We start from the raw sequence: 15,655 nt of genomic DNA, 5'->3' as shown, positions 1-15,655 counted from the left end.
TTATATTAGTGTTAAATTATAAAAAGCTAATTGTTGCGGGTTACATTAAATAATGGATGTATAGATAAATAAAAGGAGACGAAAAAAGTAAACTATCTAAACGATCTAATATGCCACCATGCCCAGGCATAATATTTCCGCTATCTTTTATTTTGGCTTGACGTTTAAATTTACTTTCAACTAAATCGCCCAAAGTACCAAAAATCACCACAATTAAAGCAATAAAAATCCAATTGAGTGTAGAAAAAGTGGTCGTGTATTTTGCTATAATACTAGCTGTGATTACAGAAAAAACTGCTCCTCCAACAAAACCTTCAATTGTTTTTTTTGGTGAAATACGCTCAAATAACTTATGCTTACCAAAATTTTTACCCACTAAAAAGGCAAAACTATCATTTACCCATAAAATAATTAAAATAAAAATTACAAATGTGCCGTTGTATTGATTATTTGTAAATGGAAGTAAAATTAGAAATGATATTGGAAAAATAATATATCGGATACATAAATCTAATTTACTGATAAACGTTTTAGGGTAAGTATTATTTTCAGAAAATAAATGATAAATTAACCTAACAGAGCACAATAACGTAATGCCTAATAAAAGTAAATTATTTTTATCGGAACCATAATAGTAAAAATAAACCATTACAATAGGTAATAGTATGTAGGGAACAATGTTTTTTAAATAAATCATTTTTGAGAACTCCCAAATGCATAGAAAGCCAAAAACGCTTATTAAAATAATGTAGGTTTCTTTAGAAATTAAAACAAACGAAATAAAAAGAAGAACGTAAATAATTCCAGAGGTAATTCTTTTTATAAAGTTGCTCATACTATAAATCTTCAAACAGCAACAAATATAAGTTTTTTGAATTACTACTTCCGTTATTTAAGAAATTATCGTCATCATTTTTTATTGAATAATTTCTAATAGCACTAATATTGGTAGGAATGTTGCCTTTAAAATTGGTTTTAATACCTGTTAATGCTTGCCCATTATTTTTAACGAGCTGACTAGTTGTGGCATATACTATAAAATCTTTAGAAAGCTCAGGAAGCTTGTCGCTTTTTAATTGATTTGACGAAAACAAAATATCTCCATTACTAGCAATTAAATGTTCGCAGGTGGTAAAAAAAGGGTTAGCTGTTTTAAAATTAGTTCCAATGGCTACATCAATATTTCTTAAAAACTTTAGTAAGTCAATATCGGTACAGGTTATTTTATTCCAATTGTTTTCGATTAGAATGTTTTTAATATTAGTAATAACCTCTTCTGTTTTGGTAGCATATAAAAATTTACCGCCCTTTTTTATAAAATTATGTACAAAAGAATCTTCCAAAGACAAATTAACAACTTGCTCTTTTATTTCATCGTCTTTAGATGATGTTATTGATAGGTTAAATAATTTTTTTAAAAAATTCATTTAAAATTAAAGATATTATTCTTCTACAGTTGCTTCTTCTTTTGTTGTAGTTGTGTTATTTTTTTGGTCTTTAATTTCCTCTTCTTCTTTTTCAAAAGGTCTTTTACCAAATATTTTTTCTAAATCGTCTTTAAAAATAACTTCTTTTTCTAGTAATAATTGGGCTAAGGTTGTTAGCTTTTCTTTATGAAGCGTTAATAAGTCTAATGCTCTTTTGTACTGCTCTTCAATCATTTTAGTAATTTCTATATCTATTCGCTTTGCAGTTTCTTCACTATACGGCTTTACAAAAGCATCGTTACCTGACGAATCGTAATAGGTAATATTACCTACTTCTTCATTTAATCCGTAAATAGTAACCATAGCTCGAGCTTGTTTGGTTACTTTTTCTAAATCGTTTAGGGCTCCTGTAGAAATTTTATTGAAAATTATTTTTTCTGCCGCCCGACCTCCTAAAGTGGCACACATTTCGTCTAGCATTTGATCGGTTTGTACAATCATTCTTTCAGCAGGTAAATACCAAGCGGCGCCTAATGATTGTCCTCTAGGTACGATTGTTACCTTTACTAAAGGTGCTGCATGTTCTAACATCCAACTAACCGTTGCATGACCCGCCTCGTGAAATGCAATTGTTTCTTTTTCTTTAGGAGTAATAACTTTGTTTTTCTTTTCTAAACCGCCTACAATTCTATCAACAGCATCTAAAAAGTCTTGATGATGAATCGCTTTTTTATTGTTTCTGGCAGCAATTAAAGCTGCTTCGTTACACATATTGGCAATGTCAGCACCAGAAAAACCAGGGGTTTGTTGTGCTAAAAACTTGATATTAACGTCACTGGCTAGTTTTAAAGACTTTATGTGTACTTTAAAAATTTCTTCACGCTCAACAATATTAGGTAAGTCAACATAGATTTGACGGTCAAAACGTCCAGCACGCATAAGGGCGCTGTCTAATACATCTGCCCGGTTGGTGGCAGCCAAAACAATTACATTTGTGTCGGTACCAAAACCATCCATTTCGGTTAACAATTGGTTTAAGGTGTTTTCGCGCTCATCGTTTCCACCTGTCATACTGTTTTTTCCTCTAGCTCTACCAATAGCATCAATTTCATCAATAAAAATAATAGAGGGTGATTTTTGTTGTGCTTGTTTAAATAAGTCTCGTACACGTGAGGCACCAACCCCTACAAACATTTCTACAAAATCAGATCCTGATAATGAGAAAAATGGAACATCAGCTTCACCAGCAACTGCTTTTGCTAAAAGTGTTTTACCTGTTCCAGGAGGACCAACTAATAAGGCTCCTTTTGGTATTTTACCCCCTAAGGAAGTATATTTTTTTGGATTTTTTAAAAAATCAACTATTTCTTGAACCTCCTCTTTTGCGCCTTCTAAACCGGCTACATTTTCAAAAGTTGTTTTTACTTTAGTGTCTTTATCAAATAGTTTTGCTTTTGATTTTCCTATGTTGAAAATTTGACCTCCAGGACCTCCCGAGCCTCCAGCTCCTGACATTCGTCGCATAAAATATAACCAAACGCCAATTAATAGAATTATAGGGAGAAAATTAAGTATGGTATCCATAAAACTAGTAGGATCCATATATTGAATGTCAACACTTAAATTAAGTTTTTCTTTGGTGGCTTTTACGTCTTTTTCAAAATTTTGTGTATCACCAAAACGATAGGTAAACAAAGGAGAACCTTCTCTGTAAAATGGTGAATTTACTTGTTTTTTATAATCGTCTTTTTTTAGCGCATCTTCTGTTAAAAAAACTTGGGCTACATTATTTTTTACAAGAACATATTTGATGTCGTTTTTTTCTAAAATTTTGGTAAACTCGTTTTTAGAAAGATTTCTAGACGCTAAATCTCCTGAGCCAAAAAATTGGAACGCTAAAATGAGCATAAAAATAGCCCCATAAACCCAATAAAAATTAAACTTAAAGGTGGTTTTTTTCTTGTCGTTATTATTGTTATTTGTCATTATCGTATTATCAAAAAATTAAGGTTTAAGCGGGACTTATTTCGGTTATTATCGCATCTCCCCATAAACTTTCTATATCATAAAATTCGCGAGATTGTTTCTGAAAAATATGAACCACAATATTTACGTAGTCTATTAAAACCCATTCAGCATTTGCTTCTCCTTCAACATGCCATGGTTTATCTTTCAAAGTCTTGCTTACGGTTTTTTGTACTGCTCCTGAAATGGCTTTTACTTGGGTGTTCGAATTTCCAGAGCATACTACAAAATAATCACATACAGTGTTTTCGATTTCTCTTAAATCTAGTAGTAGGATGTTTTCACCTTTTACATCATCAATCCCCTTTATAATTACAGCGAGTAGGTCGTCTGTACTTGCTTTTTTTTTGGTCATTAAAAAAATTTAAATTTTAGCAAAGTTATTACTTTTTTGCAATTAATTTATGTAATATTGATACTTGTTTACACAAACTTACATAAACATTTAGACTTGGAAATAATCAAACTTGATGCCATTGATTCTACAAACTCTTTTTTAAAAGAGTTGGCTCAAAATACGTCGCTAAAAAACTTTACCACAGTTGTAGCCAAACAACAACTTAATGGGCGAGGGCAAATGCATACTCAATGGCTCTCTGAGGCTAATAAAAACCTGTTGTTCAGCTGTTTTTATAGCTTTCAAAACTTAGAGGTACAATATCAGTTTTATTTAAATTATGCTGTGAGTTTAAGTATTTTTGAAACGTTAAAAAAATATAAATTACCCAATTTGGCTATAAAATGGCCTAACGACATTTTGTCAGAAGAGCAGAAAATATGTGGCGTTTTAATTGAAAATAGTATTCAAAGTAGTACTGTTTTTTCTAGTATTATAGGTATAGGTCTTAATGTCAACCAAACAGTGTTTTCTTCAACATTAACAAAAGTTACTTCAATAAAAAAAGAAATACAAAAAAATGTAGATTTAGATTTACTTTTAAAGGATTTGTTGTTTTACCTGAAAAAAAATATAACGCTTTTAATTGAAGGTGAGTTTACAATTTTAAAACAAGCTTATTTAGCCCAACTATACAAAAAAAACATAGTTAGTTTGTTTAAAGATAATCAAAACAGGTTGTTTTTGGGTAAAATAATAGGAGTATCTGAAATGGGCAAACTTGAAATAGAATTAGAAAATAAATCTATTGTAACCTTTGGGGTTAAAGAGGTTTCTTTCGAATAAAATTAAAAAATAGGCTAAAGTTTTTTTAGGTTTTCTGTTAGCGTATTAATAAAACTAGTTAGTGGTTTTTTTACCATCATAGCCATCATTGGGTTAAAATTACCATCGAAATTAAGTTGAATTTGACAAGACGATTCGTTAATTTCTTCAATATCTGCAGCTAACATAAAGTCTAATTTGCTACTAGCAGCCCCTAAAGTTATATTCGAATAAGGGGTAACTTCTTTTTTTGTTAAACGAATCTCAGGCATTCCCTTTAAAGCAAAAACAAATGAATCACCTTCAACTTCAAATTTTTCAGTAGAGTCGGGCATTAATTGTTTGAAATTATTTAAATCAGTTAAAAATTCAAACATTTGTTGTTTAGATTTTTCTACTATTATAGCTGTTCCGTTTATATTCACCCTAATAAAATTACATTAAATATTTATCTTTTTTAAAACAATTACCCAATTCTGTTTGTTACCTTTTGTAAGGTAATAAATTTTAAGATGTATAATTGTTGTTTAGTTTCCCCAGTTGCTAGGGTTTGATCTCCAGTCTTTTAAGGTTGACAATTCTTTACTATCAATATAGTTGCTTTCTAAAGCTTGCTCTAATAAAAAGTCGTAATTTGTTAAAGTAGTTAGTTCTACGTTTTCCGATTTAAAATTTTCTTTAGCAACGTCAAATCCATATGAAAAAATAGCTACCATTCCTTTAACATTTACATGAGCTTCTTTTAAAACTTTCACGGCTTGTAAACTGCTTTTACCTGTGCTTATTAAATCTTCAATAACTACCACGTTTTGACCGCTTTCAATATGACCTTCAATTTGGTTTTTTATTCCGTGACCTTTAGGTTTTGGACGTACATAGGCAAACGATACTCCTAAATCCTGAGCAACTAATGCACCAATTGCAATTGCTCCAGTAGCCACCCCAACAATTACATCAGGTTTACCATGTTTTTCTTCTACTAATTTTGCTAATTCTTCTTTTAAAAAATTTCTTACAGGCGGGTAAGATAACGTAATTCTATTGTCGCAATAAATAGGGGATTTCCATCCCGAAGCCCAAGTATATGGCGAGGCGATGCTAAGTTTTATAGCCTTTATTTGCAAAAGTAGCTCAGCTGTTTTTTTTGAAGTATCTTTGTTTAAATTCATTTTACAAATGTATAAAGTTTTTGTAAAAAATAAGCCAATTATTATAACAGATTCTGAGCAAAAAAATAAATATCCCATTTATCATTTTGACCAAGTTTCGATAGCTGAAATTGTGTATAAATTAAAAAATGAATCTATAGATGGTGTCTGGTTATATACTTTGGATGTTTCTAGTGCTTGGAAGCAATTTAAAAAAGCATTTAAACTTGTTAAAGCGGCAGGAGGCTTAGTAGAAAATTCAGAAGGTGAAATTTTATTTATTTATCGTTCTGGTAAATGGGAGTTTCCGAAAGGAAAGATAGAAAAAGGTGAAAAAATAAAAAATGCAGCCATTAGAGAAGTTGAAGAAGAATCTGGTGTTGCTAATCTTACTGTAATTAAATTTTTGATGTGTACGTATCATGTTTTTGATGTAGGAACAAAACTAATATTAAAAAAAACAAGTTGGTATTTAATGCATACAACATATAATCAAAAATTAACGCCACAAACAGAGGAGGGTATTACTAAAGCTGTTTTTAAAAATAAACGAGCTATAAAAAATGCTTTAAAAAATACGTATGCCAATATTATAATGGTATATCAAGAATATCAAAAAAAATAAACCTTACGCTGTCATCCTGTCATTAATTTTGGCATTTAAAATGTAATTACTGCCAAATCTTTTAAAAATACCTGTTGGCATACACTTTGACAATTAAGTAGCTATAAAGTTGAATTAAAAACTAGAAAAATAAATATTATGAGTAAAATTATAGGAATAGATTTAGGTACTACCAACTCTTGTGTTTCTGTGATGGAAGGAAACGAGCCAGTGGTTATTCCGAATTCTGAAGGAAAAAGAACAACACCCTCGGTGGTTGCGTTTGTAGAAGGCGGAGAGCGTAAAGTAGGTGATCCTGCAAAACGTCAAGCAGTTACAAACCCAACAAAAACAGTTTATTCGATTAAACGTTTTATGGGGAATAAGTTTTCTGAAGTAACTAAAGAAATAGAGCGAGTACCTTATAAAGTTGTTAAAGGAGACAACGATACACCTCGTGTAGATATTGATGGTCGTTTATATACACCACAAGAAATTTCTGCAATGGTGTTACAAAAAATGAAAAAAACTGCTGAAGATTATTTAGGTCAAGGAGTTTCAGAAGCAGTAATTACTGTACCTGCATACTTTAATGATGCACAAAGACAAGCAACGAAAGAGGCTGGTGAAATTGCAGGATTAAAAGTTCGTAGAATTATTAACGAGCCAACTGCAGCTGCATTAGCATATGGGTTAGATAAATCTAACGACGATAAAAAAATTGTAGTATTTGATTTTGGTGGGGGTACACACGATGTTTCTATCTTAGAATTAGGTGACGGCGTTTTTGAAGTACTAGCTACTGACGGAGATACTCACCTTGGAGGAGATGATGTAGATGAAAAAATAATTAATTGGTTAGCAGAAGAGTTTAAAGCTGATGAAAATATGGACTTACGTCAAGATCCAATGGCTTTGCAACGGTTAAAAGAAGCTGCTGAAAAAGCAAAAATTGAATTATCGAGCACAACATCAACCGAAATTAACCTACCGTATATTACAGCTACTGCAAGCGGACCAAAACACTTAGTTCGTACTTTAAGTAGAGCTAAATTTGAGCAATTAATAGACGATTTAGTAAAAAGAACGATTGAGCCTTGTTCTACCGCTTTAAAAAATGCTGATTTAAGCATTTCAGATATTGATGAGGTAGTTTTAGTAGGGGGGTCAACACGTATTCCAGCGGTACAAGATGCTGTTGAAAAATTCTTTGGTAAAGCACCTAGTAAAGGGGTTAATCCAGACGAAGTGGTAGCTTTAGGAGCTGCTATTCAAGGTGGTGTTTTAACAGGTGATGTAAAAGATGTATTGTTATTAGACGTTACTCCTTTATCGTTAGGTATTGAAACTATGGGAAATGTGTTTACCAAATTAATTGACGCTAATACAACCATACCAACAAAAAAATCGCAAGTATTTTCTACTGCTGCTGATAATCAACCGTCTGTAGAAATTCATGTTTTACAAGGTGAACGAGCTATGGCGGCAGATAATAAAACTATTGGTCGTTTTCATTTAGATGGTATTCCACCAGCACCAAGAGGTATACCTCAAATTGAAGTAACTTTTGATATTGATGCTAACGGAATTATTAATGTTTCAGCAGCCGATAAAGCTACAGGTAAGTCGCAAAATATTCGTATTGAGGCTTCTTCAGGATTAACCGAAGAAGAAATTGAAAAAATGCGTCAAGATGCCGAAGCTAATGCTGAAGCCGATAAAGCTGCAAAAGAAACTGCTGATAAAATTAATGGTGCAGATGCTATGATTTTTCAAACAGAAAAACAATTAAAAGAATTTGGCGACAAGCTTTCTGCTGATAAAAAAGAACCTATTGAAACCGCTTTAGCAGATTTGAAAAAAGCACATGAATCTAAAGATATTGCACAAATTGATACGGCAATGGAAAAGATAAACGAGGCTTGGAAAGTTGCTTCAGAAGAAATGTATAAAGCACAACAAGAAGCTCAGGCTGGTGCTGGAGAACCACAACAAAGTTCTGCTGATGCAAGTGCTAATGATACGCAAGGAGATAATGTTGAAGATGTAGACTTTGAAGAAGTAAAATAAAACTTGCTTAATTCAAAACAAAAAAGACTGTTATTTAACAGTCTTTTTTGTTTTATAATTTAATTTTTTAATTATCTATTTTATAAAAAAACAAATTTATTACTAAATTTGTTCGACCTATAAACACCTACCTGTAGGTATTTAGAATAGCAATGGTTTTTTAATGAAAAAAAATACTGTAAATAGTTTAGATGTGGCTTTTAACAAAGCGTTTGAAAAAGCATCGAATACTAAAGTTTCACTTCCTCCAGACACCATGCTTCAGTTATACGCGTATTATAAACAGGCTACTGCTGGAGATAACTCTTCGTTTAATACCAATTATGATGTTAGAAGTGCCTTTAAATTTAATGCATGGATACAAATGAGAGGGATGAGTAAAGAACAAGCAAAAAAAGAATATATTAACCTAGTCAATAAAATAATAAAATAATCATTATGAAAAAAGTATTTGTGTTATTCGCTGTTTTTACTATTAGCTTATTAGTAATTAGTTGTAAATCAGAAAATAAAAAAGAAACAAAGCAACCAGAGAAAAAAGCGTTAGCTTTTTCGTTAAAAAATGCTCAAAACTCGATTAATTGGACAGCGTATAAAACTACTGAAAAAATACCTGTTAAAGGCGAGTTTAAAAAGGTAACTATTACTGCTGGTGGCGAGGGTGCTACTATTAAAGAAGCTGTAAATGGAGCCGAATTTTCTATTCCTGTAAGTAGTATTTTTACGAATGAAGCCAGTAGAGATTCGAAACTTAAAGAGTTCTTTTTTGGTATAATGGAAAATACATCATTATTAACAGGAAAATTGGTTTTAGAAAATGACGCCACTGGATATGCAGATATTACCATGAATGGTGTTACCCATAAATTACCTTTTGCTTATACTATTTCTGAGAACGAATTTAAATTAGAAGCAACCATGAAAATATCGGATTGGAAAGCAGAAAAAGCACTACAATCTTTAAATGAGGCGTGTAAAGATTTACATAAAGGTGCCGATGGTGTTTCAAAAACTTGGGATGAAGTTGCGATTACTATTTCTTCAAAATTTTAATAAAAAAAACAAGTTGTTAGGAGAGGGGTTATTCAAAATTTATATGTTGATAGGCTCCAATATCGGGTTTTTCCCCTCTGCTAATACCTAAAATATCTTCATTTACAGAGGTTGGTAAAGCGTGATTTATAGCATCGCTTTTTTGACCAATGATAAACTCATTGTTTCGGCTGTTTTTAAAATCGGTTGTTCCGTTTAAGATAATGTTTTCATAGTTGCTATTATCAAAATTTAACTCGTTGTTGTTGGTAAAAGTATTATTGACATCGTTAAATTTAATCATGCAGTTTTTCAAGGAATAATTAAATTCTGTTCCTTTAGCACTATCGAGTATAAATTCAACGTCATTATTTCCTGCAATAATACAATTTGTAAAACTTGCTTCAGTTAAGTCGTATGCTTTGGTTGTTGTTTCTCCGTTATTGTTAGTGTACGAAAAATGGTTATTGATTAATACCGTTGGTAATTGTCTATAACCAGTGTTCCAATAATTGGCAAAGGTGGCATGTGTAAAGTTATAAGTTCCGCCCATTAAACAGGCTAAAGAAGCTTGTCCAGCATTACCAATAACAACATTTTTTCCTTTTATATGGGTATTTCTACCTAAAATGCCATAGGTAGCATTGTTGTATATTTCTGTGTTTTCTAAGGTTAAAGTAGGGGTGGTTGCATTGCTAATGCTATCTACTAAAACACCAATAATTCCGTTTTTAATTTGAGTGTTTTTTAGTTGGTTATTCACGCTTCCTGGTCGCATCCAAATGGTTCCCCATTGCCCTGCTATGTTATTAAAATAATGTTCTAATCGATCACCTTCAAAAACAACTTTTTCTTCTAGAGTTCCATTGGTTTTTAGCGTTGCGCCTTTATCGATAATTAAACCCGAATTGTTATGAAAATATATTTTTGTACCTGCTTGTACTTGCATTGTTTTTCCTTTGGGCACAGCAATATATCCGTAGACTACATAGGGTTTATCTTTAGTAAAAACCAATTCGTTATTTTTTAAAAAGCGCCCTTGAATATTTGTTGGTTCACCATCTAAGGTTAAGCTGTCTATTTTCATTGTAATTGGGTCTTTATCAGGGTATAAAAAAACAGCATCTTGCACTAAAGTCACTAAATTTACTTCTTGCTCATTATTACCATTGTCAAATAAAATTTTATCAACGTAAAGAGGGTTAGAAACATTGTTGTAGTTTATGGTGGTTTCTATAAAAATATATAAACTATCATGAGCAAGAACATCGATGTTTTCGAATGTATTTCCTGCAATTCCATCTACATTTAATCGGTAGTATGATTGGCTTCCGTTTTTTAATTTAACAGTGGGTATTGTAATAGCTTTATTACTGTTGTTGTAGACCTTTAAGTTATAAGTGGCAGAGCCAATATTGCTAAAAATAGTGTCTAAAAAAACGGTGTCTTTAGAAAATTGGAGTTGTCCAAAGCTTGGTATGGTGCTAAAATCTTTTCTGCAAGAACTAATTGAATAAAGACCAAAAATTAGTAAAATAATTACTAAAAGGTTACGCATTGTTGTTTGATTTAAAGTTATATTTTAATGAATAATTGTCTCTAAAATATAACTTTAAATTTAATTGATTATTATTTTTTTAGCAACTCAATTTCAAAAAGAGTGTTCCAGTGTTTTCCTGTAACAAATAATCGGTTGTTTGCACTATCGTAGGCTATTCCGTTTAACACATCGTCTTGAGGCTCTAATTTTTGAGTTTGTTTTACTAATTTTTTTAATCCAGATAAGTCAGCAACCCCTTCTACAACCCCCGTAGCAGGGTCTATAATAACAATAGCATTTTGTTGCCATTTGTTAGCGTAAATTTTTCCGTTAATAAGTTCAAGTTCGTTTAGCTCAGCAATTGAATATTTGTTTGTGTATACCTGAATAGCTCTTTTTTCTTTAAGGGTTTCAGGGTCTAAAAACCAAATTTTATTGGTGCCGTCAGATTTTATTAACTCGGTATCGTTGTGTGTTAACCCCCAACCTTCAATACTTTTTTGATAAGGAAATTCTTTTTCTTGTTTAAAGGTGTTAAAATCGTATACAAATCCTTTACCGGCTTGCCAGGTTAACCAGTATATTTTATTGTTAAAAATAGTCATTCCTTCTCCAAAATAGCGACTGTCTAAATCTTCTTTTTGAAGTACCTTGCCAGTTTTAATTACTACTTTTCGTAACGATGATTGTCCTCTTCTTCCTGTTGTTTCGTATAAAAACCCATCTTTATATTCTAGTCCTTGCGTATAGGCTTTGGTGTCGTGAGGATATGAATTAACAATTTTGTAAGTGTAAACAGTAGGGGCCTTATTAGCAACTATTTCAATAGAGTTATTTATTTTTTTTGCTTTGTTAGGGTAAAAAGCAATCGCGGTAATTGAATACTTACCTACTCCAAAATTAGCTGTGTTTATTTCAGCAGTATTGCCATTTGAAATAATCGGTTTTCCGTTAAAGAAAAACTTAACAGAGTCTATAGATACCCCGTTTTCTTCAACTAAAGAGGCTTGTGCTTTTTCGCCTAAAGTTACTTTTTTTGTGGTAGTAAGTTTAAATTTATATTCTGTTTTGCAAGAAGTTATAATTGTTGCTATTAACAAAGCAACGCACAGGTTGTAGATACGCATTTTAAAAGTTATTAAATAAAAAAAGATACTACGAACAAAATAATTGTTCTTTTAGGGTACAAATAAAATAAATTATTTGTTTGGAAATAAAAAAAAAGGGTTAAATTTGCACCCTCGAACAACAAAAGTTGTTTGTTGGTGTAAAACCTTACCAACTTTACACTAAAAAAATAAAGATAATAAAATTTAAAAGTGATTTAAGATGAAAAAAGGAATACATCCAGAAAATTATAGAATGGTAGCTTTTAAAGATATGTCTAACGGTGATGTATTTTTAACAAAATCTACTGCTAACACAAAAGAAACCTTAGAAGTAGAAGGTGTTGAATATCCATTAATTAAATTAGAAATTTCTAGAACTTCACATCCGTTTTATACTGGTAAATCTAAATTAGTAGATACAGCGGGTCGTATCGATAAGTTTAAAAATAAATACGCTAAATTCAAAAAATAATTTTTTTTAGAATTTTAATGATTTAAAAGCTCCAACATATGTGGAGCTTTTTTTGTGGTTAATTTTTTTAAAAATTAAATTTGTGTAAGTATATTTTTATTTGATTGTAGCTAATTTTGTACTTTTAACTATTGATAAAAACAAATTTAGAAATGAGAAATGTTATATTGGCTATTTTACTTACAATTACAGCGTTATTTGGAATTTTAGTATATTTTATACCTGATACAGGTACTATAATTTTAGTTTCTATAAGTGGTGTTTTATCTTTAATTGCTCTTTATGATAGCATGCAAACCAATCACTCATTGCTAAGAAGCTATCCATTAGTAGCTCGTTTACGGTGGTTTTTTGAAGATGAGCGTGAAAAAATTCAGCAATATTTTATCGAAGATGATTTAAATGGAACTCCTATTAATCGTGAAAAACGAAGTATAGTATATCAACGGGCTAAAAAAGAAATAGAAACTTTGCCGTTTGGTACTCAGCATAATGTATATGCCAAAGGGTATGAGTTTGTAAAACATTCACTTTTTCCAACAGATCATAAGCACGTAAAAGGAGAGAGAATAATTTTTGGTTCAGATAAGTGTACGCAAAAATATAATGCTTCAATTATTAATACATCTGCGATGTCGTTTGGTTCGCTAAGTAAAAATGCTGTGATGGCATTAAATCAAGGTGCAAAAATGGGTAATTTTGCTCATAACACGGGTGAAGGCGGAATTTCGCCCTACCATTTACAAGGCGGAGATTTAATTTTTCAAGTTGGAACAGCATATTTTGGAGCAGGAAAAAGTATTGATGGTAAACGTTTTTTTGATGAAGAAATTTTTAAGGCTAATGCTACTAGACCTGAAGTAAAAATGGTAGAAATTAAATTTTCGCAAGGAGCTAAGCCTGGGCATGGAGGTATTTTACCTGCTAAGAAAAATACTGAAGAAATCGCTAAAATTAGAGCTGTAGAACCATTTACAGAGGTAGACTCTCCTCCAGGTCATTCTGCTTTTTCTAATTTTGATGAAATGATTGCTTTTATTGAAAAAGTAAGGGTATTGTCTGGTGGTAAGCCCGTGGGGATTAAATTTTGTGTCGGAGATAATGATGAAATAGAATCTATGATTCAGGCTTTTTCTAAAGCAAATAATTATCCAGATTTTATTTCGGTAGACGGTGGTGAAGGCGGAACAGGAGCAGCTCCGTTAGAGTTTTCTAACTATGTAGGAACGCCATTGTTAGAAGGATTAACTTTTGTGTATAAATTGTTAAAGAAATATAAGTTAAAAGATCAAATAAAAATTATTGCAAGTGGTAAGGCTATTGATACTTTTGATGTTGTTAAATATTTAGCTTTAGGGGCTGATGCTATTGGTATGGCGCGTAGTTTTATGTTGAGTTTGGGTTGTATTCAAGCGCGAGAGTGTAATTTAGATACTTGCCCTGTTGGTGTGGCTACTCAAAATGAAGAGTTGGTTGAGGCGTTAGTAGTTGAAGATAAAAATAGTAGAGTTAAAAATTATCACGATAAAACAATAGCAAGTGTAAAAGAAATGATTGCGGCTATGGGTAAAAATGCTATACAAGAGGTTGAACCTAAAGATATTTTTAGACGAAATAAAGCAGGTGACATTACCTCTTTAGATAAAATTTACTTTTCGTAATATAGCTTTAAAAAAGCTATTACGAACTTGTATTGACAAAAAAAGGCTGCCTTTTCAGACAGCCTTTTTTAATTTATTTAAAATTAAGGAGTTAGCCTGCCTTTTAATCTTTTTTCTAGTTTTTGTTTTATTGCGGTAATTCGTTTCATAATATCCATCAATTCGGTTTCTTTAGTTTCTTTATAAACTTCGTTAATAGATAGTATTAATTCTTTTGCCTTATGAGAAGCTATAATTTTATCGTTTCTAGTTTTAAACTCTTTTGCATTATTTTCAAACTCAATAGCTTCGTTTACTAAATCTTTAATATTTACTGTTTGCATTTTATATTGCGATTTTAGGCTAAATATATAGTATATAATTATAAAATGCAATGATAACACCTAATTTTGTATTTTTATCTTAAAAAATAATTAAAATTTTCCTCTTTTTTTGATAAAAATTAAATCATAATTATATGAGAGATAGCTAGGTTAGTTGTTTTAAAAAATATTAAAGTTGTTGTGGTTTTTTGTCTTTATGTTTAAACCGTTTGTGAGTCCATAAATAAAATTCAGGTTGTTTTCTTATGTGTTCTTCTGCTTTTTTTAAATAAATATCAGTAATTTCAAAATCGTTAAATTTTTTAGGTTCAGTAGTAATAGTTTCGAGCTCTACTTCATAAAAACCTCTTTTAACTCTAAAAACAGTAAAATTAACCACAATAAAATTGTGTTTTTTTGCTAACATTTCAGGGCCTACAATTACAGGAACTTCAACACCAAAAAAGGTGGTCCAGTATTTGGCTTTGTCTAGTTGAGGCGATTGGTCACTGAGCATAAAGTAAAGTCCGTTAATTTTATTTTTTTTGTCAGTGATAATTCCTTTTATCGTGTCAGAGGTTCGTCTTAAAACAGCTCCAAATTTGGTTCTAGACGATTTTATCATTTTTTCGTAATACTTGTTTTCTACCTTTGTGTAAACTCCAACAGGTAGCAACGTTGTAAGTTGGGCTAAGTAAATTACCCATTCCCAATTTGCGTAATGTATTCCTGTAAAAATAACCCCTCTATTTTCTTTCTCTAGTGCGGTTAATACCTCTATATTTTTGTATTTGTATCTTTTTTTTATAGCGTTTTTAGAAATGGTAAAGGTTTTTATACTTTCAAAAATAAAGTCGGTAAAATGGTGCAAGGTTTTTTTGGTTAGTTTTTTTAGCTCTTCTTCACTTTTTTCAGGAAAAGCCAATTTTAAATTAGCATATACTACTTTTTTTCTGTAGCCAATTACATAATATAATAGTATAAAAAACAGGTCTGACAAACCATATAGAATTCTAAATGGTAATATAGAGATAAGCCAGATTAATGGGTAAACAATTATGTAACTGAGAAATTGCATCGTTTTTTTTGATGCAAATATCTTA

At 31.1% G+C, this 15,655-nt stretch carries 17 protein-coding genes; 7 read left to right on the top strand and 10 right to left on the bottom strand.

Annotated elements, in window-relative coordinates:
- Window positions 1-40: 40 nt before the first annotated feature.
- The 4 genes from AB2B44_RS06090 to rsfS are packed head-to-tail and all read right to left on the bottom strand — an operon-like array spanning window position 41 to window position 3,807.
- The gene (locus tag AB2B44_RS06090; RefSeq protein WP_369048684.1) at window positions 41-835 is read right to left on the bottom strand and encodes a phosphatidate cytidylyltransferase; all 795 of its coding nucleotides are present in this window, start codon (window positions 833-835) and stop codon (window positions 41-43) included.
- Window position 836: 1 nt separating this feature from the next.
- Window positions 837-1,427, bottom strand: a complete 591-nt coding sequence (locus AB2B44_RS06085; protein ID WP_369048683.1) for a hypothetical protein — start codon at window positions 1,425-1,427, stop codon at window positions 837-839.
- Window positions 1,428-1,442: 15 nt separating this feature from the next.
- Window positions 1,443-3,413, bottom strand: a complete 1,971-nt coding sequence (ftsH, locus tag AB2B44_RS06080; protein ID WP_369048682.1) for an ATP-dependent zinc metalloprotease FtsH — start codon at window positions 3,411-3,413, stop codon at window positions 1,443-1,445.
- Between the two features lie 25 nt (window positions 3,414-3,438).
- Window positions 3,439-3,807 (bottom strand): ribosome silencing factor, encoded by a 369-nt coding sequence (rsfS, locus tag AB2B44_RS06075; protein ID WP_369048681.1) that lies wholly within the window; start codon window positions 3,805-3,807, stop codon window positions 3,439-3,441.
- A gap of 96 nt (window positions 3,808-3,903) precedes the next feature.
- Here rsfS and AB2B44_RS06070 point away from each other — a divergent pair, with 96 nt between their 5' ends.
- The gene (locus AB2B44_RS06070; protein ID WP_369048680.1) at window positions 3,904-4,635 is read left to right on the top strand and encodes a biotin--[acetyl-CoA-carboxylase] ligase; all 732 of its coding nucleotides are present in this window, start codon (window positions 3,904-3,906) and stop codon (window positions 4,633-4,635) included.
- A 14-nt stretch (window positions 4,636-4,649) separates the two neighbouring features.
- Here AB2B44_RS06070 and AB2B44_RS06065 read toward each other — a convergent pair whose 3' ends face one another.
- Both AB2B44_RS06065 and pyrE read right to left on the bottom strand, forming a co-directional pair.
- Window positions 4,650-5,039: an SRPBCC family protein gene (locus tag AB2B44_RS06065; protein ID WP_369048679.1), complete on the bottom strand. Its 390-nt coding sequence runs from the start codon at window positions 5,037-5,039 to the stop codon at window positions 4,650-4,652.
- Between the two features lie 102 nt (window positions 5,040-5,141).
- On the bottom strand, window positions 5,142-5,783 hold the full coding sequence (gene pyrE, locus AB2B44_RS06060) for an orotate phosphoribosyltransferase (protein WP_369048678.1): 642 nt from the start codon (window positions 5,781-5,783) through the stop codon (window positions 5,142-5,144).
- 7 nt (window positions 5,784-5,790) lie between these two features.
- Between pyrE and AB2B44_RS06055 the strand changes: the two genes are divergently transcribed.
- The 4 genes from AB2B44_RS06055 to AB2B44_RS06040 all read left to right on the top strand — a co-directional run bounded on the left by AB2B44_RS06055 (window position 5,791) and on the right by AB2B44_RS06040 (window position 9,489).
- Window positions 5,791-6,387 (top strand): NUDIX hydrolase, encoded by a 597-nt coding sequence (locus AB2B44_RS06055; protein ID WP_369048677.1) that lies wholly within the window; start codon window positions 5,791-5,793, stop codon window positions 6,385-6,387.
- 138 nt (window positions 6,388-6,525) lie between these two features.
- Window positions 6,526-8,436, top strand: coding sequence for a molecular chaperone DnaK (gene dnaK / locus AB2B44_RS06050; RefSeq protein WP_369048676.1), 1,911 nt, complete (start codon window positions 6,526-6,528; stop codon window positions 8,434-8,436).
- A 163-nt stretch (window positions 8,437-8,599) separates the two neighbouring features.
- Entirely contained in the window at window positions 8,600-8,869 is a 270-nt protein-coding gene (locus AB2B44_RS06045) for an acyl-CoA-binding protein (RefSeq protein WP_369048675.1), read from the top strand.
- Window positions 8,870-8,874: 5 nt separating this feature from the next.
- Window positions 8,875-9,489, top strand: a complete 615-nt coding sequence (locus AB2B44_RS06040; protein ID WP_369048674.1) for a YceI family protein — start codon at window positions 8,875-8,877, stop codon at window positions 9,487-9,489.
- 28 nt (window positions 9,490-9,517) lie between these two features.
- Here AB2B44_RS06040 and AB2B44_RS06035 read toward each other — a convergent pair whose 3' ends face one another.
- Together AB2B44_RS06035 and AB2B44_RS06030 are read right to left on the bottom strand one after the other, a co-directional pair.
- Window positions 9,518-11,026: a hypothetical protein gene (locus tag AB2B44_RS06035; protein ID WP_369048673.1), complete on the bottom strand. Its 1,509-nt coding sequence runs from the start codon at window positions 11,024-11,026 to the stop codon at window positions 9,518-9,520.
- A 71-nt stretch (window positions 11,027-11,097) separates the two neighbouring features.
- The gene (locus AB2B44_RS06030; RefSeq protein ID WP_369048672.1) at window positions 11,098-12,135 is read right to left on the bottom strand and encodes a glutaminyl-peptide cyclotransferase; all 1,038 of its coding nucleotides are present in this window, start codon (window positions 12,133-12,135) and stop codon (window positions 11,098-11,100) included.
- Window positions 12,136-12,337: 202 nt separating this feature from the next.
- Here AB2B44_RS06030 and AB2B44_RS06025 point away from each other — a divergent pair, with 202 nt between their 5' ends.
- A complete protein-coding gene (locus AB2B44_RS06025) occupies window positions 12,338-12,589 on the top strand; it encodes a type B 50S ribosomal protein L31 (RefSeq protein ID WP_369048671.1) in 252 nt (83 codons plus the stop codon).
- A 152-nt stretch (window positions 12,590-12,741) separates the two neighbouring features.
- Window positions 12,742-14,250 carry an FMN-binding glutamate synthase family protein gene (locus AB2B44_RS06020; RefSeq protein WP_369048670.1) on the top strand — a complete coding sequence of 503 codons (1,509 nt, stop codon included), beginning with the start codon at window positions 12,742-12,744 and terminating at the stop codon, window positions 14,248-14,250.
- 83 nt (window positions 14,251-14,333) lie between these two features.
- Here AB2B44_RS06020 and AB2B44_RS06015 read toward each other — a convergent pair whose 3' ends face one another.
- On the bottom strand, window positions 14,334-14,573 hold the full coding sequence (locus AB2B44_RS06015; RefSeq protein ID WP_369048669.1) for a hypothetical protein: 240 nt from the start codon (window positions 14,571-14,573) through the stop codon (window positions 14,334-14,336).
- Window positions 14,574-14,742: 169 nt separating this feature from the next.
- The gene (locus AB2B44_RS06010) at window positions 14,743-15,630 is read right to left on the bottom strand and encodes a lysophospholipid acyltransferase family protein (protein ID WP_369048668.1); all 888 of its coding nucleotides are present in this window, start codon (window positions 15,628-15,630) and stop codon (window positions 14,743-14,745) included.
- Window positions 15,631-15,655 lie beyond the last annotated feature (25 nt).

The organism is Tenacibaculum sp. UWU-22 (assembly GCF_041021355.1).
In the GTDB taxonomy this organism is placed as follows: Bacteria; Bacteroidota; Bacteroidia; order Flavobacteriales; family Flavobacteriaceae; genus Polaribacter.
Note: the sequence above shows the minus strand (reverse complement) of the source record. Positions and strands in the feature narration are given on the sequence as shown.